General features: G+C 68.5%; 18 protein-coding genes and 1 pseudogene. 7 read left to right on the top strand and 12 right to left on the bottom strand.

The features are described 5' to 3' along the window. The 5 genes and pseudogenes from RT688_RS17985 to RT688_RS17965 all read right to left on the bottom strand — a co-directional run. Positions 1 to 768, bottom strand: a pseudogene (locus tag RT688_RS17985) (b-glycosidase); the annotation flags it as partial. A gap of 154 nt (positions 769 to 922) precedes the next feature. Further along, positions 923 to 2077, bottom strand: a complete 1155-nt coding sequence (locus tag RT688_RS17980; protein WP_313706222.1) for an acyltransferase — start codon at positions 2075 to 2077, stop codon at positions 923 to 925. Next, on the bottom strand, positions 2074 to 3252 hold the full coding sequence (gene ampC / locus RT688_RS17975; RefSeq protein WP_313706221.1) for a class C beta-lactamase: 1179 nt from the start codon (positions 3250 to 3252) through the stop codon (positions 2074 to 2076). Before ampC ends, RT688_RS17980 begins: the two co-directional genes overlap by 4 nt. Before the next feature lie 94 nt (positions 3253 to 3346). After that, positions 3347 to 4111: a LytTR family DNA-binding domain-containing protein gene (locus RT688_RS17970; RefSeq protein WP_313706220.1), complete on the bottom strand. Its 765-nt coding sequence runs from the start codon at positions 4109 to 4111 to the stop codon at positions 3347 to 3349. Positions 4112 to 4115: 4 nt separating this feature from the next. After that, the gene (locus tag RT688_RS17965; protein WP_313706219.1) at positions 4116 to 5240 is read right to left on the bottom strand and encodes a histidine kinase; all 1125 of its coding nucleotides are present in this window, start codon (positions 5238 to 5240) and stop codon (positions 4116 to 4118) included. Positions 5241 to 5390: 150 nt separating this feature from the next. On the opposite strand from RT688_RS17965, the gene RT688_RS17960 reads away from it, so the two are divergent. Then, entirely contained in the window at positions 5391 to 6311 is a 921-nt protein-coding gene (locus tag RT688_RS17960; RefSeq protein ID WP_313706218.1) for an alpha/beta hydrolase-fold protein, read from the top strand. Positions 6312 to 6322: 11 nt separating this feature from the next. Here RT688_RS17960 and RT688_RS17955 read toward each other — a convergent pair whose 3' ends face one another. Further along, positions 6323 to 7957 carry a methyl-accepting chemotaxis protein gene (locus RT688_RS17955; RefSeq protein ID WP_313706217.1) on the bottom strand — a complete coding sequence of 545 codons (1635 nt, stop codon included), beginning with the start codon at positions 7955 to 7957 and terminating at the stop codon, positions 6323 to 6325. A 518-nt stretch (positions 7958 to 8475) separates the two neighbouring features. Between RT688_RS17955 and rpiA the strand changes: the two genes are divergently transcribed. The 4 genes from rpiA (at position 8476) to RT688_RS17935 (ending at position 11044) form a co-directional block, all read left to right on the top strand. After that, the gene (gene rpiA / locus RT688_RS17950) at positions 8476 to 9153 is read left to right on the top strand and encodes a ribose-5-phosphate isomerase RpiA (RefSeq protein ID WP_313706223.1); all 678 of its coding nucleotides are present in this window, start codon (positions 8476 to 8478) and stop codon (positions 9151 to 9153) included. A 48-nt stretch (positions 9154 to 9201) separates the two neighbouring features. Then, entirely contained in the window at positions 9202 to 9528 is a 327-nt protein-coding gene (locus RT688_RS17945; RefSeq protein WP_313706216.1) for a hypothetical protein, read from the top strand. A 163-nt stretch (positions 9529 to 9691) separates the two neighbouring features. After that, positions 9692 to 10411 carry a hypothetical protein gene (locus RT688_RS17940; RefSeq protein ID WP_313706215.1) on the top strand — a complete coding sequence of 240 codons (720 nt, stop codon included), beginning with the start codon at positions 9692 to 9694 and terminating at the stop codon, positions 10409 to 10411. Positions 10412 to 10489: 78 nt separating this feature from the next. Further along, positions 10490 to 11044 carry a DUF488 domain-containing protein gene (locus tag RT688_RS17935; RefSeq protein ID WP_313706214.1) on the top strand — a complete coding sequence of 185 codons (555 nt, stop codon included), beginning with the start codon at positions 10490 to 10492 and terminating at the stop codon, positions 11042 to 11044. Here RT688_RS17935 and RT688_RS17930 read toward each other — a convergent pair whose 3' ends face one another. Both RT688_RS17930 and argA read right to left on the bottom strand, forming a co-directional pair. Further along, positions 11045 to 11317 (bottom strand): oxidative damage protection protein, encoded by a 273-nt coding sequence (locus RT688_RS17930; protein WP_313706213.1) that lies wholly within the window; start codon positions 11315 to 11317, stop codon positions 11045 to 11047. 36 nt (positions 11318 to 11353) lie between these two features. Further along, positions 11354 to 12667 carry an amino-acid N-acetyltransferase gene (gene argA, locus RT688_RS17925; protein ID WP_313706212.1) on the bottom strand — a complete coding sequence of 438 codons (1314 nt, stop codon included), beginning with the start codon at positions 12665 to 12667 and terminating at the stop codon, positions 11354 to 11356. Between the two features lie 162 nt (positions 12668 to 12829). Between argA and hrpA the strand changes: the two genes are divergently transcribed. Then, complete coding sequence (gene hrpA / locus RT688_RS17920; RefSeq protein ID WP_409521940.1) at positions 12830 to 17056, top strand: ATP-dependent RNA helicase HrpA; 4227 nt, start codon at positions 12830 to 12832, stop codon at positions 17054 to 17056. A 422-nt stretch (positions 17057 to 17478) separates the two neighbouring features. Here the strand turns inward: hrpA and RT688_RS17915 are convergent, their stop codons facing one another. Further along, on the bottom strand, positions 17479 to 18096 hold the full coding sequence (locus RT688_RS17915; RefSeq protein ID WP_313706210.1) for a PRC-barrel domain-containing protein: 618 nt from the start codon (positions 18094 to 18096) through the stop codon (positions 17479 to 17481). A gap of 742 nt (positions 18097 to 18838) precedes the next feature. Between RT688_RS17915 and RT688_RS17910 the strand changes: the two genes are divergently transcribed. Next, positions 18839 to 20971 carry an NHL repeat-containing protein gene (locus RT688_RS17910; RefSeq protein WP_313706209.1) on the top strand — a complete coding sequence of 711 codons (2133 nt, stop codon included), beginning with the start codon at positions 18839 to 18841 and terminating at the stop codon, positions 20969 to 20971. 141 nt (positions 20972 to 21112) lie between these two features. Here RT688_RS17910 and RT688_RS17905 read toward each other — a convergent pair whose 3' ends face one another. The 3 genes from RT688_RS17905 to RT688_RS17895 are packed head-to-tail and all read right to left on the bottom strand — an operon-like array spanning position 21113 to position 26438. Further along, positions 21113 to 23965, bottom strand: a complete 2853-nt coding sequence (locus RT688_RS17905; protein ID WP_313706208.1) for an Hsp70 family protein — start codon at positions 23963 to 23965, stop codon at positions 21113 to 21115. Beyond that, positions 23962 to 25833: an Hsp70 family protein gene (locus RT688_RS17900; RefSeq protein ID WP_313706207.1), complete on the bottom strand. Its 1872-nt coding sequence runs from the start codon at positions 25831 to 25833 to the stop codon at positions 23962 to 23964. Before RT688_RS17900 ends, RT688_RS17905 begins: the two co-directional genes overlap by 4 nt. Then, positions 25830 to 26438, bottom strand: coding sequence for a DUF2760 domain-containing protein (locus RT688_RS17895; RefSeq protein WP_313706206.1), 609 nt, complete (start codon positions 26436 to 26438; stop codon positions 25830 to 25832). Before RT688_RS17895 ends, RT688_RS17900 begins: the two co-directional genes overlap by 4 nt. Positions 26439 to 26559 lie beyond the last annotated feature (121 nt).

Below are 26559 nucleotides of genomic sequence, written 5' to 3'. Positions count from 1 at the left end.
CATCTGGCCGAAGGAATAGTTGTTCGCGCCGACGATATCCAGGATCTCGGGCGAGCCGCCGAATTCCGGATGGGCCTTGCCGCCGATGATGTCCCAGGCCAGGAAGGTGTCTTCGTAGGTCTCGTGGCGCGCGGCCTCGACCTGGTCGGGCCGGTCGCGCGGCGCCACCACCCGCACCAGCGGATCGATGTGGATCATGCGCGCTTCCGAGTCGACGTCGCGGATCGCCTTCGCGCCGGCGATCGCGGCGCGGCAGAGCGCCAGCCGCAGGCGCATCCGGTCGTCGCGGCTGCAGCGATAGGGCGCGGCCCAGCCCCATTCGCCGGCGCAGAAGGAGAAGAAGGTGATCTCGTTGATCGGGGTGAAGAAATGCGGGCCGCGCACCCGCCGCAGCACATACTCGGCGGCGGCCCGGCAATACGCGGCGAAGCGGGGCGCGAAGGCGTCCGAGAACGGGTCGAGATCGTCGGGATAGCCGTAGTGGCAGAGGTCCCAGATCGGGGTGATCTTCGACGCGTTCATGGCCTCGATGAAGGGATCGATCGGCGAGAAGTCGCAGTGCCCGCCCCGGTCCACGAGCGGCCACGGAATGCCTTCGCGGGCGACGGCGATGCCGAGCCGGTTCAGGAGCCGGTAGTCCTCGGCGGCGTGGCGGTCGTGCGCGGTTTCCGCCACCAGGTTGCGCCGCACGCCGTCGCTCCACAGGAAGTTGGAGCACTCGAAGCCGGACAGGAAGAACGTGGGGAAGATCCCGGGACGCTGCGCCATGCGATTCTCCTTTCGGTGACCGTTTGTGCAAGCAGGGAAGCCTTCCGGCCGCGCTCGGCGGCACCGGCGGGATCTGCCCAGCTCGCAATAGCGGATGATTCCACATTTCGCAAACCGGGCGGCGCATGCTTGAAGCAGCCGCGGGCCGATCCCGTCAGTGCCGCAGGCGGCGGCCGATGTGGGCCGTCAGCCGCGCCAGCGCGCCCGCCAGGACATAACACAGCACCAGCACCGGCAGGTAGACGACGAAGGTCCAGGCCTGGCGCTCGCCCAGCAGTGCGCGGTAGGCCGCCACGGCCGCCAGCACGACGAACATGTGCGACAGGTAGAGCTCGTAGCTCATCTCTCCCATGCGCGCCAGCCAGCGCAGGCCGCGCCGCGGCGCCGGCGGATGCGCCCCGAAGGCGAGCAGCAGCAGGCAGGCGCCGATGCACAGCCAGTACAGGCCGGACTTGAACAGGTAGCGGTGGATCAGCCCGCTCCAGCCCAGCGCCAGCAGGATGCACAGTCCGCCGGCCAGCGCCAGCGCCAGCGCCTGGGTCCGCGAGGGCGTCCAGCGGCGCGCCAGCAGGGACGCCAGCACGCCCCAGGCGATGGCCGCCATGCCGGGCAGGTAGGCTTTTTCGCGCCAGACCTCGTCGCTGGCCGGCACCAGGTCGCGCAGCGGCGACAGCGCCAGCGCCCACAGCAGCAACAGCCCGACCAGCAGGCGGCGCGGCAGCCACAGGCACAGCAGCGGAAAACCCAGGTAAAAGGCTTCCTCGATCGACAGCGACCACAGCACGTCCCAGCCCGCCGGCGCCCAGCCGGTGCGGCCCTCGTACCAGTTGAAGGTAAAGGTCAAGGCCGAGCCCAGCAGGCCGGCGATGCTCTGCTCTTCCTGCTCGGGTGCGAAGCCGGGCACGCCGCACCAGGCGAGAATGCTCAGCAGCGCCAGGATCGGGAGCAGCAGGGGCAGGATACGCCTGGCCCTGGCCGCGTAGAAGCGGCGCAGCTTGACTCGTGCGAGTTCGCCGTCGCGCTCGATGATGCGCGTCGCGATCAGGAAGCCCGAGATGACGAAGAACACGAACACGGCTTCGTAGCCGTTGAAACTGACGGCGTCGACCAGGCGCTTCGGCCACCATTCTCCCAGCAGGCTGGGGCCCAGCGGCAGGCGAAAGGGCAGGGCGAGGTGGTGCACGATCACCAGCAGGATGGCCAGCCCGCGCAGGCAGTCGATGCCGAAATTGCGCGGGCGCGCGGGCGGCTGTGCTGGAACCGGCTGCTCGGCGGTGGGGTTGTGGCGCGTCGGGGCCGCGATGCTCATCGGTCGCCATCCTTGCGCGCGATGGCGCCGAGCTGTTCGAGAATCGCGTGGGCCGCGGTGACGCGCGCCGGTATCGGATAATTTTTATTCGCCAGCATGACGATGCCGATCTTCCGCTCCGGGATGAAGGCGGCATAGGCGCCGAAGCCGCGCGTCGCACCGGTCTTGTTGAACAGGGTGCCGGGTGGCGCCGGCATGGGAGCGAGCTTGGCGACCGGGTTGGCCTGCTCGATCATGCCCGGCGAATTCCCCTCCAGCAGGCGCGCCAGGCCGAGCGGCGCGCGGTACTGCTCCCAACCCAGTCCCTGCACCATGGGTCCCGCCTGGTAATAGCCGACCTGCGTGCCTTCCACCGCCTGGCGCAGCGGCGCCGGGAGCGGGCTTGGGTCGATGTTCACCTCGATGAAGCGGATCATGTCGGCGGCCCTCGACTTCACGCCGTAGCTCTCCGGAGCGAAAACGTCCGGCCGGACCCGCACCGGCTTGCCGTCCTTGTCGTAGCCCCAGGCGTAGTTCGCCATCGCGCTGTCGGGCACGCGCACGTGGCTGTGCGCCAGGCCCAGGGCCGGGAACAGCTGCCGTTCCATGGCTTCGCCGAAGTCCTGGCCCAGCGCCATGGCCGCGATCCGTCCGAACAGGCCGATGCTCGGATTCGAATAGCGGCGCTGCGTGCCCGGCGCCGCCTCCAGTTGCCATGCGCCCAGCCAGGCGAGCATCTGCGCATCGTCCTGCACGGCGTCCGGCACCTGCAGCGGCAGGTTCGCCGCCGTGTAGGTGCCCAGTTCCAGCAAGGTGGCGCGGTCGATTGCGCTGCCCTTCAACTGGGCGAGGTAGCGGCCGGGATGGTCGTCGAGCGACAGCTTGCCCTGCGCCTGGGCGTAGGTGGCCAGCGTCGCCGTGAAGATCTTGCTGATCGAGCCGAGTTCGAACAAGGTGTCCTCGGTCACGGGCACGGCAGGCTCCTTCGAGGCCAGGCCGTAGTTGAAGAACAGCGCCTGGCCATCGACCGTCACGGCCACCGCCATCCCGGGCACCTCGTATTGCGCCAGCACCGGGCGCACCGCCCCGTCGACGATGGCGCGGATGGCCGTGGCGTCGGCGGCCGCGGCGCAGGTGCAGGCCAACGCGCAGGCCAAGGCCATGGCCAGGCGATGGAAGGGACGGCGGACGATCATGGTGTTCTCCTGTTTGCATGTGGTGTCGGCAGGCAGTATAGGCACGCCGGCCCAGGCCGGAACAGGGCAGCCGTCCCGCCGATCCGGCATGTCGTCACATGGCCGATTTCACGGCCTCCAGGTAGCGTTCGCTGACCGGCACCACGGCGCCGCAGCGCAGCGTCAGGCGCCAGGTGGCGTCGCCGCCGCTGTCCAGGCGCGCGAGCTGGTCGCGCCGCACGATGGCGCCGCGGTGCACGCGCAGGAAGTCCCCGGGCGGGAGCAGCGCTTCCATGCGGTTCAGGGTAATGCGGTGCAGGACACTGCGCCCCGCCAGGTGCAGCTCGACGTAATTGGCGGCCGAGCCGACCCAGAGGACATCCTCGATCCCGATGCGCTCGATGCGCCCGACCGAGCGCACGTTGACGTGATCGAAACGCCTGGCTGCGCCGGCGGCATTGCCGGCATCGACATAGTCGCGCAGGGCCGCGCCGTAGGCCTCGCGCTGGCGCTGGCGCAGCATCGCCGCGCTGCGCTCGACGGCCTGGGCCAGCCGGGCGTCGCTCAGCGGCTTGAGCAGGTAGTCCAGCGCATGCACTTCGAAGGCCTCGATCGCGTGCTCGCTGTGGGCCGACACGAAGACGACCAGCGGCGGCTCGCGCAGCCGGCTGAGTTCGCGCGCCAGCACCAGGCCCGACTCGCCCGGCATCTGGATGTCGAGGAAGACCAGGTCGACGTCCTGCCCGGCGAGGACGGCGCGCGCGGCCGCCGTGCCCTCGCATGCGGCCACCAGCACCCAGTCCGGATGGGCGACCATCGCCAGGCGCAGGTTGGCGCGGCCCGGCGCTTCGTCGTCGACGATCAGGTAGCGCAGCGCCATCGTCCTAGTCCAGGTCCGCCAGCGGCAGCCGGACCTCGGCCACGAAGCGCTCGCCCACCGGGCCGGCGTGCAGCGAGGCGCCCGGATGCATCAGGCGCAGGCGCGCGCGCGTGTTGGCCAGTCCGAGGCCGGCGCCGGGATTCGGCGACACGCCGCCGCCGGCGGGATTGGTGACGCGGATCGCCAGCGCGTCGTCTTCGCGTGCGAAACACAGGCGGATGTCGCCCGGTCCGGCGCGGCAGTCGAGGTCGTGGCGCAGGGCGTTCTCGACCAGCGGCTGCAGCAGCAGCGGCGGACATTCGACATCGTGCAGCAGGTCGTCCGCGCCCTCGACGTGCACGCGCAGGCGCTCGCCGTAGCGCAGGCGCTGCAGGTCGAGGTAGTCGCGCACGAAATCGAGTTCGGCCGCGACCGTGGTGCTGCTGCGCGCGCTGGCCGACAGCGCGTAGCGCAGCAGGTCGCTCAGCCGGCCAATGCCGCCCAGGGCCAGCGCCTTGTCGCCGTCGCGCACCAGCGCGCTGATCGCGTTCAGGGCATTGAACAGGAAGTGCGGCTCGAGCTGGGCGCGCAGGGCGAGGGTGCGCTGCTCCTCGAGCGCCAGGCGCAGGTTGAGCATGTCGGTCTGCGCTCGCCGCCAGGCCAGTTCGCGCTCGCGCGCGCGGCGCCAGTAGTGCAGGGCGAGGATGGCGGCAAAGGTGCCGGTGGTCGAGAACCAGCCGACCAGCAGCATCTTGCGCAGCAGCTGCCAGGGTTCGCCGAGGCTGGCGGCGTCGAGGTAGCCGCGCAGCCAGGCCATCCAGGTCCATTGCGCGGGCTGGAACACCAGGACCAGGCCGACGAACAGCAGCAGCACGTTGCGCGGACGCTCGACCAGGCCGGGCCAGCGCGCCAGGACCCGGCTCAGGCCGACGCTGAGGACGAACAGCGGCAGCGCGTACTCGGCGAACCAGGTCACGAACAGGGCCGGATAGTGGCTGTCGACGCCGCCGCGCAGGTTGTCGCTGTAGGTCTGCAGGGCGCCCAGTGCGCTGATGGCCGTCCACGCGAGGAAGGCGAGGGCGATCGTCCTGGCTGCCGGCGGGAGCGCAAAGAGACGGAAAGGAGGAGGGAAAGGGAAGCGGTGCTTCATCGACAAAAGTATATCAGTGACAACTATCGCCGGGCCGTCGCCGCGCCCCTGTCCATCCCGCGGAACCGGTGTTTCGTCACCTTCCTGCTGCCGGCGCGCGCGGCACGCCGCAGAATCGGCGCATTCACCCGAGCACACCAAGGAGCACGCTTGAAACCACGACTCTCCGCCCTGGCCCTGGTCCTCTGCCTGGCCTGCGGCGCCGCTGCCGCCGTTGCCGCGCCGGCGCCCTACCAGCTCGACGGCACCGAAGTGCGCGACATCCACGCGCGCGCACTGAAGCGCGATTACCAGCTGCTGGTCGCGCTGCCCGAATCCTATCGCACCACGAATCACAACACGACCCGGCGCTACCCGGTGCTGTTCGTCACCGACGCCAACTACGCCTTCCCGGTGGTGCGGTCGATCGCCCAGCGCATGGCGAAACACGCCGGCATGGAGGAGGTCATCGTCGTCGGCCTGTCCTACGCCAAGGGCGACAGCGCGGTCCATAGCCGCCGCCGCGACTACACGCCGAGCACCCCGCGCGGGTCCGGCTACCGGGGCGACATGCCGGGCCGCGCGCCGGCCTTCGGCGAAGCCGGCGCCTACGGCCGCTTCATCGCCGACGAGGTGTTCCCGCTGGTCGCCGCCCAGTACCGCGCCGACATGGGCCGCAAGGCCTTCGTCGGCCATTCCTACGGCAGCCTGCTGGGGCTGGAAGTGCTGCTGACCCGTCCCGCCACCTTCGAGCACTACATCCTCGGCAGCCCGTCATTGTGGTTCGACCGCGGCGTGATGTTCGAGCGCGAGCAGGCAACCGCGCGGACGCGGCGCGACCTGCCGGCCTCGGTCTATTTCGGCATCGGCGCGCGCGAGACGCTCGCGCCCGGCAAGCGGCGTTCGCGCATCGAGGAAGAGGCCGACATGGTCGCCGACCTGAAGGAGTTCGACGCCGCCCTGAACGGCCGCCGCTATCGCGGCCTGCAGACACGGCTCGAGGTCTTCCCCGGCGAGGACCACGCGAGCGTCTTCCCCGTGCTTTTCACGCGCGGACTGCGCGCCTGGCTGGGCAAGGAGTCGGGCCGCTAGCGTCGAACGCCTCAGGCCAGGCCGGCAAGCATGGGCCGGACCGGCATGCTGGCGTGGTGACGGGACAGGGCATCGGTTTTGCCCGCCGTGCCCTGGCCGCTTCCCTCGACCTTGAAGGTGCTCACCAGGCGCGCCAGCGCGTTGGCCTGCTCCTCGAGCGACGCGGCCGCGGCGGTCGCCTGTTCCACCAGGGCGGCATTCTGCTGGGTGACGTCGTCCATCTGGGTGATCGCGGCATTGACCTGCTCGATGCCCATCGTCTGTTCGGCGCTGGCCGACGCGATCTCGGACATGATATCGGTAACGCGTGTGATGCCCTGGACGATCTCCAGCATCGTCGATCCCGCCTGCTCGACCAGTTGCCCGCCCATGTCGACCTTGGCGACCGAGTCGCCGATCAGGCCGCGGATTTCCTTGGCCGCGGCGGCCGAGCGTTGCGCCAGGTTGCGCACTTCGCCGGCGACGACCGCGAAGCCGCGTCCCTGCTCCCCGGCGCGTGCCGCCTCGACCGCGGCATTCAGCGCCAGGATGTTCGTCTGGAAGGCGATCCCGTCGATGACGGCGATGATGTCGCCGATTTTTTTCGACGACGCGTTAATCGACGCCATGGTCGTGACCACCTGCGAGACGACTTCGCCGCCGCGCGCGGCCAGCGCCGAGGCGCTCTGCGCCAGCGTATTGGCCTGGCGCGCGTGGTCCGCGTTCTGGCGTACGGTGCCGGTCAGTTCTTCCATCGACGATGCGGTTTCCTCCAGCGAGCTGGCCTGCTCCTCGGTACGGGAGGAGAGATCGAGGTTGCCGCTGGCGATCTGCCGGGAAGCGGTGACGATGGTCTCGGTGCCATTACGCACTTCGGTGACGGTCCTCAGCAGGCTGTCGTTCATGTGCCTGAGCGCCCCCAGCAGCTGGCCGACCTCGTCGCGCGAGGACACATCGATCCGTGCCGTGAGGTCGCCGGACGCGACCTGTTGCGCCAGCCCGACCGCGTGCGCCAGGGGACGTGTAATGCTGCGCGTCAGGAGCGTGGCGAACACGGTGCCGCAGGCCAGGGCCAGCAGGCCCATGCCGAGCAGGAGCCGTTTCGCGTTCGCGTACACGGTGTCGATGTGGGTGCTGGCAGCGGCGAAGAGCGTGTCCTGGTAGTCAGCCACGGCTTGTACCGACGCGACGTAATCCTGCATCGCCGGCATGAGCCTGTCGGCGACGACGGCCTTGAAAGCGCCGTCCATGCCCAGTTCGGCCTTGCGCCGGAAAGCATCGTCGCGGATCGCCGTGTAGCGCTTGCGCTGCTCCGCCACGGTGGCCAGCAGCGACTTGCCTTGTTCGCTCCTGACAAGCGACGCCAGTTCCTTCTGCACCGTGCTGACCCTGGCGCTGACGGCTTTCATCTCGTTGTCGTATTGCTGCTCATCGGCCGGATTGATGCTCTTGGCCTTTGCCAGGGTGCGCACGCCATTGGTGGCAATGCCCTCGAGCCACTCCTTGGCCAGCCTGGCCTTGTGGCTGGTTTCGGCCATTTCAGTTTTGGCTTCGGCAATTCGTTCGAGCTGCCAGAGGGCGGTAACGAGCATGGCGCCCATCAGGACGAGGACGGCGGCAAAGGCGCCGCCGAGACGGGCGCCGATTCTGAAGTCGTTGAATTTCATATGTTCTTTGATCAAAACAATAAAAAGGCTGTCAGATGTCAATGCGTAACGGCGCTGCATAACCCTACAGTCGGCATGGTTTGATCAATATAGTTCAGGCTGCCTCAGTGTCATAAAGAAACATGTCATTACAGCGAGAAAGTGAGCATTTTAATAAGTAAAAGATGTTTAGAAACAACGCTCTAATAACAAGGGCCTAATAATTGCAGTTCGTATGTCCGCAGACCTCGCTTACCCCTACGGTATTCATTTCCGTCCTCCGCATTGGTTCGTTGACGAATCTTCATCATAGGGAAGCGGTGGAGGGATGCAAGCAAGGTCGGCGCCGGGCCGGCGCCGTTCGAGAGGCGCTACGGTCAAGCCAGGCAGTGCCAGATTTTTTGTTTTTTCAGCAATGCCTGATGGGCATGCATGCCGGCCGGAGCGTGGCGCGTTGGCGAAAGGCCATGCCGAAAGGCGGGAACGGGGAGGGCCAATCCGCTAGAATGTCGCCATTTCTCACCCATCTTCTTTACATCATGACTCAGGACGAACTCAAGCAAGCTGTTGCACGCGCCGCCATCGACTACGTGGTCGAGGGCGAAATCATCGGCGTGGGCACCGGCTCGACGGCCAACTTCTTCATCGACGAGCTGGCGAAGATCAAGGACCGCATCAAGGGCACCGTCGCCTCCTCGGAAGCGACCGCGGCGCGCCTGCGCGGCCACGGCATCCCGGTGTTCGACCTGAACGAGGTCGAATCGATCGCCGTCTACATCGATGGCGCCGACGAGATCAACGACGAAGGCGCGATGATCAAGGGTGGCGGCGCGGCGCTCACGCGCGAAAAGATCGTCGCTTCCGTGTCGCAGCAGTTCGTGTGCATCGCCGACGGCTCGAAGCTGGTGCCAACCCTGGGCAAGTTCCCGTTGCCGGTGGAAGTCATCCCGATGGCGCGCGCGGCCGTGATGCGCCAGCTGGCGGCCCTGGGCGGCCAGCCGCGCCTGCGCACCAAGGCCGGCGGCGATGAAGCCTTCATCACCGACAACGGCGGCGAGATCATCGACGTCGCCGGCCTGCAGATCGCCGACCCGGTGGCGCTGGAAACGCAGATCAACGGGATCGTCGGCGTGATCGCCGTGGGCCTGTTCGCCGCGCGCGGCGCCAACGTCTGCCTGCTCGGCACCGCCGAAGGCGTGAAGACCCTCGCTTTCTGATCCTGTTCCGATCGTTCTTGATCCTGTACTGATTCGTCCGGAGACGCGATGAAACGACTGCTGGCGCTACTGGTTCCCGTCCTGCTGGGCGGGTGTGGGATGGTCGGGTCGGCGCCGGCGCCGCTCGCCGCCGAGTCGCCGCGGCAGTCGGGGGCGCCGGACGGCCTTGACGTCGTGCCGATCGAGCGTGCTCCCCATCGCGTCGGCGTGTCGTCCAGTACCGTTGAGAGCCTGGCCCGGCAGCATGCCTGCACCAGCCCGCAAGGCGCGGGCCTGCTGACCGAGGAGGGCCCGGTCGAGGTCTATCGCATGCAATGTGCGGATGGAAAAGTTTTCATGGCGCGTTGCGAGTTGCGCCAGTGCCGCAAGATGTAGCGGGCTCTCCACGAAGTCCACCCATCCCGGGCATTCTGGTAGTTGCATAGGCACATTTTCTGCCTATCATGTATATTGTCGCCTTTAACTGACTGGCTAGTCATTACTTCGGTGCGAGGTTCGTCTTGCGCTGCGCCAGTCGGTACGTCGATTGCCTACATCCATGAATGCACTGTCCACCTACTTCGACCGGGTCGATCCGAACCGCGTCGCGCTGCAGCGTTTACTGCTGCTGAGCCTGTTTCTCTGCTACCCGCTGTCGCGCATCGTGCCGGTGGAGTGGGGTTGGGAAAACGGCGTGGTCGAGAACGCCCAGGTGCTCGTATTGCTGGCCGGCCTGGTCTTTGCTGCCCATGCATGGCGGCAAGGCCCAAAGGGCAAGGCAGCAACCCTCGCCCTGTGCGTGGTGCCGGTCTGGCTGCTGCTGGTCGGACGCGAGCTGAGCTGGGGTTCGGTCTTCCTCGACCCATCGGGATTCGGGGACGACGGCCCGATCTACCGTTCCCGCGTCCTCTGGTACCGCCCGCTGGTGCCGCCATTTGCGGGCCTGATGCTGGCCGCGTCCTTCTATCTCGCCTGGCGCCACCGCCTGCACCGCTTCCTCCTGGAAGTCGTGACCAGCGGCCGCTTTCCCTGGGGCTGCGTACTGCTCGTGCTGGGCGCGGCGCTGGGTTCGACCATCGGTGAAGGGCACGTGCCCGAACTGGTGCGTCGTTTCTTCGGCCATTCGCTGGTGTTCGAGGAAATGGCCGAACTCGTCGGCTACATGGCGATGGTGACCGCGCAGGGCATCGTGTTGCGCTACAAGGCGCCGGTGCCGGCTCCGGTTCCGGTGCCGGCATCGGCAAAGGCGCCGCAGCGCGAGCCCGAAACCGTCGACTAGCCGCTGGCGGCGCTTGGCTGCGCCGCGTTTTTCCTCGCTGCGCGACAATGAAGCCTCTCATTGTCGCGGAGGAGTCCAGTGAGCACGCACACCGTCTGCACCATCGGCCATTCGAATCAATCGATCGAGGAATTCATCGCGCTGCTGCGGCTGAACGAGGTCGACTGCGTGCTCGACATCCGCACCGTTCCCAAGTCGCGCCACAATCCGCAGTTCGGCCAGGACCAGCTGCCGGGCTCGCTGGCCGAGGCCGGCATTGCGTATCGCCAGATCCCCGGCTTGGGCGGCCTGCGCCGTCCGCGCCCGGATTCGCCCAACGGCGCCTGGCGCAATACCTCGTTTCGGGGCTACGCCGACTACATGCAGACGCCGGAATTCGGCAAGAACGTGGACCTGGTGATCGAACTGGCGCAGACGCAGCGCTGCGCCCTGATGTGCGCCGAAGCCGTGCCCTGGCGCTGCCACCGCTCGCTGGTGGGCGACGCACTGCTCGTGCGCGGGGTCGAGGTCGAGGACATCATCGGCAAACAAAAACGGCGTCCGCACAAGCTGACGCCGTTCGCGCGGGTGGAGGGCACCCGCATCAGTTACCCCCCTGAAGGCGGGGAGCAACTGGGACTGGAGTTAGACTGATTACGCGGTCGGCGGCACGTAGCCGACGGCCTGGTCGGCGCCTTCGCCGAAGAAGTGCTTTTCCATCTGGGTGGCCAGGTACTTGCGGGCGCGGTCGTCGGCCAGGTTCAGGCGGTTCTCGTTGATCAGCATGGTCTGGTGCTTGAGCCAGGCCTGCCAGGCTTCCTTCGACACCTGCATGTAGATCTTCTTGCCCATTTCGCCAGGTACGGGCGGGAAGTCCAGCCCTTCGGCTTCCTTCTTGAGTTTGATGCAATTGACGGTGCGGGCCATGGTTCTGCTCCTGATATTCGTGTGGTGAAACCGCGATTATAAAGTCTTGATGAAAATCTGGGACTTGCGCTGCCAGTTGTACATGTGGGCGCGGTCCTTCGGCAGGTCGTCCACGGTGGCCGGCTGGAAGCCGCGCTTCTTGAACCAGTGCGCGGTGCGCGTGGTCAGCACGAACAGCTTGGTCAGGCCGGCGGCGCGGGCGCGGTTCTCCATGTGCTTGAGGATGCGCTCGCCGTCGCCCTGGGTCTGGGCGTCGGGACTGACGGTGAGGCAGGCCATCTCGCCCATCTTCGCTTCCGGGAAGGGGTAGAGGGCGGCGCAGCCGAAGATCACGCCGTCGTGCTCGATGACCGAGAACTGCTCGATCTCGCGCTCGATCAGCTCGCGGCCGCGGTAGACCAGGGTGCCGTCCGCTTCCAGCGGCTCGATCAGCTTGATAATTCCGCCGACGTCCTCAATTGTGGCCTGGCGCAGGCTCTCCAGGTTCTCGTGGCTGATCATGGTGCCCACGCCGTCGTGGGTGAACAGTTCGAGCAGGGCCGAGCCGTCCATCTCGAACGGCACGATGTGGGCGCGGTCGACGCCGCTGTTGCAGGCCTTGACCGCGTGGCGCAGGTAGAAGGACGCGTCCTGCGGCAGGAAGCCGGCCTGCAGTACGGCCTCGGCCTGGTGCGAGGACAGTTCGCGGATCTCTGCGCCGGCGGCGTCGACCATCATCGGCGTTTCGGTGATGTAGATCAGCTTGTCGGCGTGCAGGGCGACCGCGGCCGAGGCGGCCACGTCTTCCATGGTGAGATTGAACACCTCGCCGGTCGGCGAGAAGCCCAGCGGCGACAGCAGCACCAGGTTGTCCTCGGTCTGCAGGATGGGGGCGATCTTGTCGGCGGCGATCTTGCGCGTCACGCCGGTCAGTTCGAAGTCGACGCCGTCGATCACGCCCAGGGGGCGGGCGACGACGAAGTTGCCCGACACGATGCTGATCTGGGCATTCGACATCGGCGTGTTCGGCAGGCCCTGGCTGAAGGCCGCCTCGATATCGAGACGCAATTCGCCCGCGGCTTCCTTGGCGCATTCCATGGCGGCGGTGTCGGTGATGCGCACGCCGTTGTGGAAGCGGCCCTCGACGTTGCGCAGCGCGAGCTGCTCGGCGACCTGGGGGCGCGAGCCGTGCACGATCACGATACGGATGCCGAGCGCCACCAGCAGGGACAGGTCCTGGGCCAGCACCGGCAGGGCGCCGGCGGCCACCAGTTCACCGGGAAATGCAACGACAAAGGTCTTGCCGCCAAAGGCGTGAATATACGGCGCGACAGAGCGCAGCCACTGGACGAATTGGGTAGGGTTTTCCATTTGCCGCATTATAATTCGCTGCGCGACTTGCGCACCAAATACCTCGTAAAAACAATGTCTGAACAGAGTAACAAGCCTTCGCCGGACGCGGCGCGCGCAGTATCTTCCCAGCCTGAATCGACCCCGCGCCGCGAGCGTGGCGCGGGCGAATTGCGCGCGCCCATGACGCAGGCGCCGGAAGGGCGTTTGCAGACCAAAGGCGAGCGCCGTCATCCGGGCGAGGGCGGGGCGCAGGGACAGCAGGCTGGCCAACAAGCGGGCCAGCGTGGCGCGCAGCGCGCGCCCAGGCCGCAAGCCGACCAGGGCGCGAACGCGCAGCGCGGCCAGCGTCCGCAGCAGGGCGAACCCCGGGCACAGGACAAGCCGGCGCAGGACGGCCAGCGCGGGCAAGGAGAACGCCGCGAACGCCGCGAACGCGCGCCGCGCGAAGGTGCGCAGGCGCCGCGCGTGCGCAATCCGCTGCCGCCGATCACCTATCCCGAGGACCTGCCGGTATCCGGCCGCCGCGCCGAGATCGCCAAGGCGCTGATGGCGCACCAGGTCGTCATCGTCTCTGGCGAGACCGGTTCCGGTAAAACCACCCAGCTGCCGAAGATCTGCCTGGAGCTGGGCCGCGGCGAGAAGGGCCTGATCGGCCACACCCAGCCGCGCCGCATCGCCGCATCCTCGACCGCGAAGCGCATCGCCCAGGAACTCGGTTCGCCGCTCGGCGAACACGTCGGCTACAAGGTGCGTTTCAACGACACCCTGCAGGCCGGGGCCTCGGTCAAGCTGATGACCGACGGTATCCTGCTGGCCGAAACCCAGACCGATCCGCTCTTGATGGCCTACGACACCATCATCATCGACGAGGCGCACGAGCGCAGCCTGAACATCGACTTCCTGCTCGGCTACCTGAAGCAGCTGCTGCCGCGCCGTCCTGACCTGAAGGTGATCATCACCTCGGCGACGATCGACGCCGAGCGCTTCGCGCGCCACTTCGCGCAGGAAGGCAAGCCGGCGGTGCCGGTGATCGAGGTCTCGGGCCGCCTGTACAAGGTCGAGGTGCGTTACCGCCCGGTCGAGCGCGATCCAGTGCTGGCCGGCGGGGGCGTGGACAACAAGCCCGCCCAAGGTGGGAAAAAACCAGCACAACAGGCGCGCGAGAAGCGCGACCTGATCGACGCCGTGGTCGACGGCGTGGACGAACTGTGCCGCATCGGTCCGGGCGACGTGCTGGTGTTCCTGCCGGGCGAGCGCGAGATCCGCGACTGCGCCGAGGCGCTGAGGAAGCACCATCCGCCGCACGTCGAGATCCTGCCGCTGTTCGCGCGTCTCTCGGTGGAAGAACAGGACCGCGTGTTCCGTACCACGAACGCGCGCCGCATCGTGCTGGCGACGAACGTGGCCGAGACCTCGCTGACCGTGCCGGGCATCCGCTACGTGGTCGACGCGGGCCTCGCGCGCGTGAAACGCTACAGCTTCCGCAACAAGGTCGAGCAGCTGCAGGTGGAACCGATCGCGCAGTCGGCGGCGAACCAGCGCGCCGGCCGTTGCGGCCGCGTGGCCGACGGCGTCTGCATCCGCCTGTACGAGGAAGAGGATTTCAACCAGCGCCCGAAGTTCACCGACCCCGAAATCCTGCGCTCGTCCCTCGCCGCCGTCATCCTGCGCATGAAGTCGCTGCACCTGACGGACGTCGAGACCTTCCCCTTCATCGAGCCGCCGCAGGGCCGCGCGATCGCCGACGGCTATCAATTGCTGCAGGAAGTGGGCGCGGTCGACGAGACCAACGAGCTCACGCCGCTGGGCCGCAAGCTGGCGCGCCTGCCGCTCGACCCGCGCGTGGGCCGCATGATCCTGGCGGCCGTGGACAACGACTGCCTGACCGAGATGCTGATCATCGCCTCGGCCCTGTCGGTGCAGGACCCGCGCGACCGGCCGATGGAATACCAGCAGCAGGCCGACGAGAAGCACAAGAAGTTCGCCGACGAGAAGTCCGAATTCAACAGCTACCTGAAGATTTGGGCCTGGTTCGAAGACGCGATCGCACACAAGAAATCGAACCGCCTGCTGCAGGAAAACTGCCGCGCCAACTTCCTGTCGCAGCTGCGCCTGCGCGAGTGGCGCGACGTGCATTCGCAACTCCTGACCATCGTGCGCGAGCAGGGCTGGCGCCTGAACGGGGCGGCCGCGACCTACGAGCAGCTGCACATGGCGCTCTTGACCGGCCTGTTGGGGAACATCGGCTTCAAGGGCGAGGACGAACCCGGCGCGGGGTATCTCGGCGCGCGCGGCATCAAGTTCCACATCTGGCCCGGTTCCTCGCTGACGAAGAAGGCGGGGCGCTGGATCATGGCGGCCGAACTGGTCGAGACCACGCGCCTGTACGCGCGCACCGTGGCCCAGATCCAGCCCGAGTGGATCGAGAAGATCGGCGGGCACCTGCTGAAGAAGTCCTGGGGCGAGCCGCGCTGGGAGAAAAAGCCGGCGCAGGTGTCGGCGCTGGAACGCGCGACCCTGTACGGCATCGTGGTCTACAGCGGCCGGCGCATCAACTACGCGCTGCACAACCCGTACGAGGCGCGCGAGATCTTCATCCGCGACGCGCTGGTGGCGGGCGACTACGAGACCCGCCTGCCGTTCTACGCGCACAACCACAAGCTGGTGCGGGAGATCGAGAACCTCGAGCACAAGTCGCGCCGCCAGGACGTGCTGGTCGACGACCAGCTGATCGCGGCCTTCTACGACGCCGGGATCCCGAAGGACGTGGTGAACGGCGCCGGCTTCGAGAAGTGGTACAAGGACGCGGCGCGCGACAACCCGAAGCTGCTCTACCTGAACCGCGAGGAGTTGATGCGGCACGAGGCGGCCGGCGTCACCACCGAGCTGTTCCCGAAGACGATGAACGTCACCGGCATCGAGATGGGCCTGTCGTACCACTTCGAGCCGGGCAGCCTGCGCGACGGCGTCACGCTGGCGGTGCCGCTGTTCGCGCTGAACCAGATCCCGCTCGAGCGCGCGGCCTGGCTGGTGCCAGGCATGCTCAAGGAAAAAGTGCACCTGCTGCTGAAATCCCTGCCGCAGAAGCTGCGCCGCCACTGCGTGCCGCTGCCCGACTACGCGGCGCGCTTCGTCGACCGCATCAACGCGGCGGGCGTGTTCGGCCGCGGCGACCTGATCGACGTCCTGATCGCGGACGTACGCGCCGAGACCGGCGTCAACGTGCTGACGGGCGACTTCAAGCTCGAGACCCTGCCGGCCCACCTGTTCATGAACTTCAAGGTGATCGACGAGCATGGCCGCCAGCTCGACATGGGCCGCAACCTGGCAGCCTTGCAGGCCGAGCTGGGCGCCCAGGCGCGCGAGAGCTTCCAGAAGATGGCGGAAACCGCACCGGCGGCGATGGGTGGCATGCGGCCCACGGTCGCCACGCCGGCTGCCTGGGGCAAGGGCAAGACGCCGTCCACGCCGACGACGCCCGCCGCGGCCGCGCCTGCGGCGCAGGGCAAGAAGAGCGGTCAGGCGCCTGCGGCTGCGCCTGTCGCAGCGCCGGCGGTGAGCCAGCATACCGGTTTGACCAGCTGGAGCTTCGGCGAGCTGCCGGAGCTGCTCGAGATCAAGCAGGGCAAGCTGACCCTGATCGGCTTCCCGGCCCTGGTCGACAAGGGCACGCATTGCGACATCGAGGTCTTCGACGACCCGAACGTGGCGGCGCGCACCCACCGCATCGGCCTGCGCCGCCTGTTCGCGCTGCAGTTGAAGGATCAATTGAAGTTCGCCGAGAAGAACATCCCCGGCCTGCAGCAAATGGGTATGCAGTTCATGGCGGTCGGCTCGCAGGAAGAGCTGCGCGACCAGATCATCCAGAAGGCGATCGACATCGCCTGCCTGCAGGACCCGCTGCCGCATGACGCCGCCTCGTTCAACAAGCGCAAGGACGAGGGCAAGGGCCGCATCGGCTTGCTCATCAACGAGATCGCGCGCCTGGTCGGTTCCATCCTGGCCGAATTCCACGGCATGCCGAAGCGGCTGAACGGCTTGCCGCAGGCGGTGGCGGCCGACATGCAGGCGCAATTGCAGGGCCTGGTGCACAAGCGCTTCGTCGCCGACAACGAGTACAGCCAGCTGGCCCACTTCCCGCGCTACCTGAAGGCGATGAACGTACGCCTGGAAAAGCTGCGCGGCAACCCGTCGCGCGACGCGCAATTGATGGCGGAATGGCAGAACGCCGCCAGCCAGTACCAGCGTATTTCGAAACAGCCGGGCAAGAACAACGACCCGCGCATGACGGAGTTCCGCTGGATGCTGGAGGAATTGCGGGTGTCGCTGTTCGCGCAGGAGCTGCGTACGCCGATGCCGGTGTCGGCCAAGCGGCTGCAGAAGGTGTGGGAGTCGATGATCCGCTAAGGATCGTGCGATTTGAAGGCGATGATGCGCAGTTCCGTAGGGTGGGCACCCTGTGCCCACGCGTTACGCACGTCTCGGTCGGCTAAGTTCCGTAGGGTGGGCACTCTGTGCCCACGCGTTACGCACGTCTCGGTCGGCTAAGTTCCGTAGGGTGGGCGCCCTGTGCCCACGCGTTACGCACTCTTCCAACGTCCGTGGCGTGGATGCGTTGCTCCGAAGCGGATGCGTATATTGTCGGCGCTAACGTGACGCTTTTGGATGCTGATGAGTGTGATGCGGCTGCGTCAACGTCAGTAGCCAACATAGGTCATATTTCGCGTGGGCACAGCGTGCCTACGCTGGCCGCGCCCATCCCACAGTGATGGCCGCCGACCTGAGAAGAGATTCGCCACCGCAACCGGTGGCGAATCGTCCGGCCATTGTCAGCCGATATTGCTGCCCCTGATCTTGCTCAGGTCCTTGTCGTCGCCCAGGTTGCCCGGACGCGGATCGACGCTGCCGCCCCCGGCGCCGGAGCCCAGCGCGGAGCCCGCGCCGCCAGTCGTCGCGCTGCTGCCGGCATGGCCCGCGCCCAGGCCGCCGCCGGCGCCCATGCTGGCGGCCGATCCGCCCAGGCCGCCGACCGTACCGCTCATCACCACGCCCGGGCCCATGGTCGGGGCGCCGCCGCGCGCGGGATCGGTGCCGTAGAAGCTGTGGATCTGGTTGGCCCAGTTCATGTCGCTCATGTCGGGCCAGGAATCCTTGTTGAAGCCGGGCGCGGTTTTCAGGCGCTCCTTCTCGACGTTCAGCACGAAGCGCTTGTTGACGGTGTCCAGGTGCAGGGCCTGCCAGGGCACGGCGAACAGTTTTTCGCCCATGCCGAGGAAGCCGCCGAACGCCAGCACGGCGTAGGCCACCTGGCCGGTGTTCATGTCGAGCATGATTTCCTTGATATCGCCGAGATCTTCCTCGGCGCCGTTGACGACGTTGTCGCCGATCAGGGTGTCGGCCCCCATCAGTGCCGGTCCGGGACCGGCGCTGCCGGTGTCTTTGTACATCCCATACTTGTCACGATCTGCGTAGCCCATCTCGTTCTCCCTGTATGTGTGTTGACATTCCCCTGCAAGCTTCCTCCGAAAGCATAGGAGTCGGGCTTGCAGAACCCATGATATGACTCAATCGCGCCACAGCGCGCGCGCTTGTCACGGCGGTGTCATGCGTGTATGGGACTCTATGGTCGCGCTATGCGAGCTGGCGCACAGAAAGAACTCAGCCGTATGGTTATTCTGTTAAGCAATGTTTCGGAGGCCATTAAATGACTGTCACATCCCGTTGCAACTACGCTGGCCCACTGGGCAAACTGATCCCGACCCGTTCGATCCCGTCGCTGTTCGCACGCCTGCTGCGCCGGCGCTGATCGCAGCGCCGCCAGCGTGAAGACGCCGCGCCAGGACCCTTGGCCCCGCGCGGCCTGACCTGCTTCCGCCCAGGAATCTCCCACTCCTCCCACCACGCCGTAGGCCCGACCGGTCGTGGCGTGCGACGGGTCCGCCGCCGGCGTCGCGAAGGCCAGCGCCAGTCCGGCCGGCTGGCCCAGCGGCGCATCCTCCCCGGATTTCCCCAGGTTTGCCTGGGTCTGCCCGCCCGACCCCCGCAGCGGCGTCCAGGACGGGGCCCGGTGCCGTCGCATCCGCGCGGCTGGCGTTTCCGCCGGCGGGCGGCATACGGTTGAAGCGCCGCGCCGATGCGAACCCGGCCGATCGGTTAGACTCCCGGGCTGAGCAAATCCAGGTAGTGACAGTGAAACGAATAACGATCATCGCGGCGCTGGTTGGCGCCGGCATCCTGGCCGGCGGCGCGGCCCTGTACTTCGGCGGCGGCCAGGAAGGCGCCCCGCGGCGCGCACTCTGGCTGGCTGCCGAGGCACCGACCAAACCGTCCTGGACCGCGCGCGTGACGCCGCTGGCCGGCGACGGCGGCAACGGCGTCGTCGACGGCGCCGCCGCCGGCAGCCGCTTCAGCGACCCCTTCGGCGTGGCGCTCGACCTGCAAGGCAACGTCTACATCGCCGACGGCGGCGACAGCAACCGCATCCGCCGCATCGCTCCTGACGGCGTGGTCTCGACCTTCGCCGGCGGGCGCGAGGGCTTCGCCGACGGCCTGGGCGCGGCCGCCGCCTTCCACACCCCGTCGGCGCTGGCGCTGGACCGCAAGGGCAACCTCTACGTGGCCGACACCGGCAACCACGCGATCCGCAGAATTGCCCCGGACGGCAGCGTGAGCACGCTCGCCGGCGACGGCCAGCCCGGCTACCAGGACGGCATCGGGCGCGCCGCGCGCTTCAACGGCCCGGTGGGCCTGGCGGTCGACAAGGAAGGCAACGTCTTTGTCGCCGACACCTACAACGACCGCATCCGCCGCATCGCCCCGGACGGGACCGTCACCACCGTGGCCGGCAACGGCCTGCCGGGCGCAGGCGACGGCATGGCCGCGGTGGCCGGCTTCGACACCCCGACCGCCATCGCGGTCGACAAGAAGGGCGTGCTCTACGTCGCCGACACCGGCAACGACGCGGTGCGCCGCATCGACACGGACGGCATGGTCGCGACCATCGCCAGGCCGCTCGAGAACGATCCGCAGCCGGTGCTGCGCCGCCCGGGCGGGCTGGCGCTGACCGGCGACGGCTACCTGTACGTGAGCAGCGGCGCGGGCGGGCGCATCGTCCAGATCGCGCCCGACGGCACGGCGCACGCACTGACGGACATCGACCGCCCGCCCGAGGCCAGCTACGGCAGCGACGGCACGGTGCGCCTGTACGCGCCGCGCGGCATCGCGGTGCGCCGCGACGGCAGGCTGGTCGTGGCCGACGGCCAGGCGCTGCGCGTGTTCTCCCTGGCCGAACCGAAACAGGGCGAGCCTGCGGCACCGATACGGGCTGCCGCGTTCACGCGCAGCGAACCCATGCCCTGGCCGGTCGGCCCGCAGCAGGAAGTGCACGAAGTGGTGGGCGTGATGGGCGAGGTGCGCGGCAGCTACGACGGCGAAAGCCGCCACCACTTCCACGCCGGCCTGGACATCCGCGCCGACATCGGCTCGCGCGTGCTGGCGGTGCTGCCCTCGAAGATCAGCGACCCGTATCCGAACTGGGGCTTCGGCTCGCTCGGCGAAGGCATGAGCCTCGGGCCATTCTCGTACATCCACATGCGGGTGGGGCGCGAGGCCAACGGCAAGGCGCTCGACGAGCGCTTCCAGCTGCTGGCCGGCCCGAACGGCAAACCGGAACGCGTGCGGGTAAGGCGCGGCACCCGCTTCGCCGTGGGCGAGGCGCTCGGCACCATCAACCCGATGGCCCACGTGCACATGGATTACTACCCCGGTGGCGCCGTGGTGAATCCCCTGACGCTGCCTTTCGTCGGCCTGCGCGACACCATTCCCCCGACCATCCAGGGCATCGCCCTGTACGACGACGCGGGCAAGCGCATCCGCCCCGCACGCAAGCGCCAGCCGCTGCGCGTCGCGCGCGCCGAAGGAGAGGTCAACATCGTGGTCGACGCCTACGACCAGATGGACGGCAACCTGGCGCGCCGCCGCCTCGGCCTCTACAAACTGGGCTACCAGGTGCTGCACGCCGACGGCCGGCCGGTGGCGGGTTTCGAGGCGCCCTTGATCACCCAGGTCTACGACCGCCTGCCGCGCGAGCGCGAAGCGGTGAAGCTGGTGTACGCCGACAGCAGCGGCATCACGGTCTACGGCAGCAAGGTGACGCGCTTCGCCTATGCGGTCAGCAATACGCTGCAGGACGGGCAGGCGCTGCCGGGGAGCTGGAAAGTGGCTAATCTGGCGCCGGGCGACTACATCCTGCGCATCCATGCGGCCGATTACGCGGGCCTGGTGGCGACCGAGGGGCGGGATCTGCCGGTGACGGTCGAGTAAGACCGGTAGGGTGGGCAGATCCTCTGCCCACGCGTTCAACGGACGCTTGAAAACCTGAGAGCTGAGCGGAAGCTGCTTGAACGCGTGGGCGGCAAAGCCGCCCACCCTACGGGTCCAGGCGACGTCCGCTCAAGGGCAAGCTCAGCGCAGCAGCTTCAGCCCCGGCGGCAGCGCCTCGCCCAGCATCCGCGTCTCGCTCGCCTGGTCCAGCTCCACCACCTCGCGCACCATCGCTGTCCAGGTGGACGGCGCGCCGGTGGACGCCAGGCGGCGCAGCACCTGCTCGCGCACCGGCTCCGCGATGTCACGCGAGCGGTCGCCCGTCATGCGCGCGATGTGGGCGGCGGCGAAGCCGGCCGGTTCGACCTTCTTCCAGTCCAGCAGCAAGAGCTGGCCCAGCCATTCCTCGGCCACCTCGGCGGGCGCGACTTCGTGCGCGCTGCCGTGGAAGGACTGGCGCGCGCCGACGCGGCCCAGGGCCCATAGATAGCGCGTATAGGTCGCCGCCGTCTTCGCATCGAGCTTCGCGCCCGCGCTTGGGATGGCCATGATTCTCTCCATCATCCAGTTGCCGATCTCGGCCTTGTAGGCCGACGGGATGCGCTCCAGCGAGGCGCCCAGGCGCAGCATGTCGTCCTCGCTGCCGTCGACCAGGGTGATCGGGCGCTTGCCGCGCTCGGAGGCGTCGGCTTGCAGGTTGAAGGCGAAGTCGTCGAGCAGGCGCAGCTGGGCTTCGGTGTCGAGGCCGCCGGCGACGCGGCGCCACAGCGTCCACCATTCGGCGCGCACCTGGCCGTCCTTGTGGTACTGGACGCCGTTCTCGAACATCGCCCACAGCTGCTCGATGCGCCAGCCGTCGAGCGGATGGCCGAAGCCGGGACGCAGGCTGTAGCCGGCCAGGTTCAGCCAGGCGCGTTCGTGTTCCGCCGACCTGCGCCGGCCCTTGGCGCGCTCCATCAGGGCGTCGAACAGGCGCCGCAGCAGCGGCGTGGTCCAGCTTTCGCGCCGGCCCAGCAGGTGTTCGAGGCTGGCGCGCAGCTGGCGCACCTCCTTCGGATCGACCTGCTTCGAGCGGGTGCCGAAGATGCGGTCGATCTTCTCGATGGCGGCATCGAGGTTGGGCGGCATCGCTTCCGCTTCCGGGGCCTCGCTTGCCTCGGCGCCCTCGGCTTCGCGCAATTCGAAGGCAAGCTGCCAGCGCTGGCCATCGTCGGCCACGCAATGCACCTCCAGGGAACCGACTTCGCTCAGCGTCGTCACCAGCCGCACCGGGACGTCGCTGCGCGCCGCCGCACCGGGCGCCGCGCGCAGCACGGTGGCGATCGGCGGCAGGCGCACGACGTCGCCCGGCGCCAGGTCGACCAGCGCGCCCGGCTGCGGCGCCTGGCCGGCGTCGGCAATCGTCGAGACCAGGTGGAAGCGCACCGGGCGCCCCAGGCGCAGCGCGAAGCTGCGATCGGCCAGCTGCACTTCGGTAGCGGCCGGCGTACCGCGCGGCAGTAGGCAGACGGCGCGCAAGGCAGCATTCGTCCCGCGCTCGCCTTCGAGCAGCAGGTAGTAGCTGCGCGCCGCGCCGCTTTCGATGGCGGGCGCCTGCCCCTGGCGCGCCAGCGAATAGGCGACGCCGCCGCGCGCCACGGCGACGTCGGGGTCGTCGTTGTGCAGGACGCGCAGGGGCTGGCCGCGCCAGCGTCCCAGCACGGCGGCCAGGCGCTCGGCCAGCGCGGCGCCGCGGAACACGCCGCCGTTGAGCAGCAGGGCGTCGGGTACCGGCAGGGAGGTGTCGTCGTCAGGCAGGCCGAGCGCTTCGCGCGCCGCTTGCGCGTGCTGGCGCAGGAAGCTCGCCAGGTGGCGCGTGACGGCCGGGTCGCTGGCGTAGGGCAGGCCGAATTCGACGATGCCGGCACGGGCGCGCTTCGCTTCTTCCTGCGCCTCGTTGAGCGGGAAGAAGCCGTCCAGCACGACGCGCTCGATGTCTTCGCGCCGCAAGTCCGCCTTGCGGCTGCCGCCGATCAGGCGCGAGCCGGCGCCGAGCAGGGTGACGGTGATCGCCTCCGGCGCATCGGGCGCCAGCAGCTGTTCCTTGGCAGCGCGGCAGCGCTCGGTCAATTGCGCCAGGCGCGCCGCCGACAGGCGTTCGCGCGGGGCTGCATTGCCAGCCGCCTCGCCGGCCGCCCCGTTCATGCGCGCCTCGACCAGGTGGGCCAGGGCCAGGTCCATGTTGTCGCCGCCGAGGATCAGGTGGTTGCCGACGCCGATGCGGGTCAGCGCCGGTTCGCCGTCGACGAGTTCGACCTTGACCAGGCTGAAGTCGGTGGTGCCGCCGCCGACGTCGGCCACCAGCACCAGGCGCGTGCCGGCCAGGTCCTGCGCCAGGCCGGCGCGGTGGCGGTACAGCCAGTCGTAGAGGGCGGCCTGCGGTTCCTCCAGCAGGCGCAGTTGCGGCAGGCCGGCCAGCTTCGCCGCTTCCAGCGTGAGGGCGCGCGCGCCTTCGTCGAAGGAAGCCGGCACGGTGAGCACCAGCTCCTGCCGCTCCAGCGGATGGGTGGGGAAGCGGATGTTCCAGTTGGCGCGCAGGTGGGCCAGGTAGCTGGCGCTGGCCGCCACCGGCGACACCTTCGGCACATCTGCTTCGGCGCCCCAGGGCAGGATCGGCGCCATGCGGTCCACGCCGGGATGCGAGAGCCAGCTCTTGGCGCTGGCCACCAGCCGGCCCGGCGTCGCGGCGCCGAGATTACGCGCCAGGCGGCCGACGGCCACCTGAGCCACGCCCGCCACGTCGGGCAGCAGCCAGGGCAGCTGCAATTCTCCCGGCGCCAGTTCGCCCTCGGCCGGGTGGTAGCGGTTCGAGGGCAGCAGCGGCTGCCCGGCCACTTCGCCGGGCGCCACCAACTGCTCGATGGTGAACAGTTGCACCTCTTGGGCGCCCGGTGCGGCGTAGGCCAGCACCGTGTTGGTGGTGCCGAGGTCGATGCTGACCAGGTATGGCGTCACTGGGCCTCGGGTGCGGTGCGGACGTCGAACTCGACCTTCCAGCGCTGGCCGTCAGGCGACAGCGCCGCCAGCTCCAGCGTGCCCGCTTCGGTCGCCAGCGCGTGCAGCTTCACCTGCACCACGTCGCCCGGAGTACGGCCATCGGCCGGCAGCGTGGCCTGGATCTCGTTCAGCTCCTGCAGCTCGTCCGGACCCCAGAAGTCGAGCACCTCGCCGATCTGGTCCTGGCGGCGCGTGGTCGAGCCGAAGAAGCGGAAATGGACAGGCTCGCCCACCACCAGGCCGAATTCCTGGCCCGGCAGTTCCAGTTCGCTGCCTTCTTCCATGCCGAAGGGCGCCACGCACAGGGCCTGGATCGGCGGCTCCATGCCGGGGATCGCCGGCATCGAGGATTCCACGCCGACGTAGTAGGAACGGGCCGTGCCGCCGCGGATGCGCACGCCGCCGCCGCGCCGCGCGTAGCTGTAGTAGGCCGCGCCGCGGGCGACGGCCAGGTCGAGGTCGGCGCCTTCCAGCATGCGCGCCGGTTCCGCGCCTTCCATGTAGAGCCAGTCGTTGATGGTGTCCATCACGCGTTGGGCCAGGATGCCGGACTTGAACACGCCGCCGTTGAACAGCACCGCGCTCGGATGCAGGAAGCTATGGTCGGCGTTGACATTGCCGGCGAAGCCTTCCAGCTCGGCGGTGGCACCGGCCTGGCGCGCCAGGAAGGCCGCCAGGTGCTTGGTGATCGCTGCGTCCTGCGCATACGGCAGGCCCAGCTGGGTCAGGCCGGCGCGGGTGCGGACGGCCGGGCGCGCGCTCGCTTCCACGCGCGGGAAGAAGCCGTCGGTGATGAAGGCCGTGACTTCCTCGCGCGTCAGTTCGGTGCGGATCGAGCCGCCGATGAGCTTCGAGCCGCGGCTCGGCACCACGATCGGCCAAGTGGTGGCATTCGCGTCGGCCAGCAGGTGTTCCTTGGCGCCGCGGCAGCCGTAGGTGAGGGCGCGCATCTGCCAGGCATCCAGTTGGGTGCCGTTCGCGGCCAGCTTGCGCGCGACCAGGTGGGCCAGCGCCAGGTCCATGTTGTCGCCGCCGAGCAGGATGTGGTCGCCCACGGCCACGCGGTGCGGTTCCAGCTTGCCCTCGCGTTCGAGGATGGCGATCAGCGAAAAGTCGCTGGTGCCGCCGCCGACGTCGACGACCAGCACGATGTCGCCGGCTTTCACCTGCTTGCGCCAGGCGCCGTTGCTGCCCTGGATCCAGCTGTACAGCGCGGCCTGCGGCTCTTCCAGCAGCGTGGCGGAGGTATAGCCGGCGTTACGTGCGGCTTCGGCGGTCAGTTCGCGCGCGCCCGGGTCGAACGAGGCCGGAATGGTGACGGTGACCTGCTGCTGGTCGAACGGCGCTTCCGGATGCGCCTGGTCCCAGGCGCGGCGCAGGTGCTGCAGGTAGCGGGTCGACGCCTCCAGTGGCGAGACGCGCGTGACTTCTTCCGGCGCGTCGCTCGGCAGGATGGCGGCGCGGCGGTCCACGCTAGGATGCGAGAGCCAGCTCTTGGCCGAGGACACCAGGCGGATCGGTGTGGTGGCGCCGCGGCTGCGCGCCATCTCGCCGGCAATGGCGTTGTCGCTCGCGACACCGCCATTGCCGGGGTCTTCATTACTCCACGGCAGGGCCAGCTCGCCCGGCGCCAGTTCGTCCGGGTGCGGCAGGTAGAGGAAGGACGGCAGCAGCGGCAGCGCGTCGACGGTGCCGGGCGCGGTCAACTGCGGCACCGGCAGCACGCCGTGCGCGGTCTTCTCGCCGTCGCTCTGTTCCAGGTCGACCCAGGACAGGGCGCTGTGGGTCGTGCCCAGGTCGATGCCGATGGCGTAACGGGCGCTCACAGTTCCACCTCCGCCGGAGCGATGATGCTGGCGTCGTGCTCTTTCGCCAGTTGCGGCAGGCGTACGTCGGTGGCGCGCCAGCCGCGGTGCGACAGCGTGCCCTTGAACGGCGCCTTGCCGACCACGTTGCCGGTCAGGCGCACGCTGGCGGCATCGAAGCCTTCTTCCAGCGTGACGCGCGAACCTTCCGCTTCGGCGCGGACGGGCTGGATCGTGAAGTGTTCCTTCAGCACGCGGGCACAGCCTTCGTGCACGACGCGGGCGGCGGCGCCGATGTCGGCGTCGGCGTAGGCGGCCAGGTTCTCGTTGGCGAAGTCGATCAGGCGCGCTTCGCGCTGCAGCAGGGTCAGCAGCTGCAGGGCGGCTTCCGGCGTCGTTTCGCGCAGCACGGTCGGGGCCGGCGCCGGAGCGGCGGGCGCCGGGGTGGGCATCGGGGCGGGTGCGGGTGCGGGTGCGGGTGCGGGTGCGGGCGGCGCGGCCACGGGGCCGACCTGGTCATCGCGCACGCGCGCGGCAAATTCGGCGTCGCCGACGGTCTTGAAGAAGCTGCCGAAGGCGAGGGACAGCCGGCTCCAGAAGCCGGGCAATTGGTTCGGTGTATTCATTCTTGGTGTTCTGTAGGGTGAGGGACGGGCGCGCTGTCGGACAGCGCCGGGAGCCCAGGTCCGGAAAACGCGAATAATAGCAGTTCAAGGCGCAATGCAACTACGAGTGGCGCACGGGCGC

The organism is Massilia sp., from assembly GCF_032106685.1.
In the GTDB taxonomy this organism is placed as follows: domain Bacteria; phylum Pseudomonadota; class Gammaproteobacteria; order Burkholderiales; family Burkholderiaceae_D; genus Telluria.
This window is presented reverse-complemented; position numbering and strand designations above follow the sequence as displayed.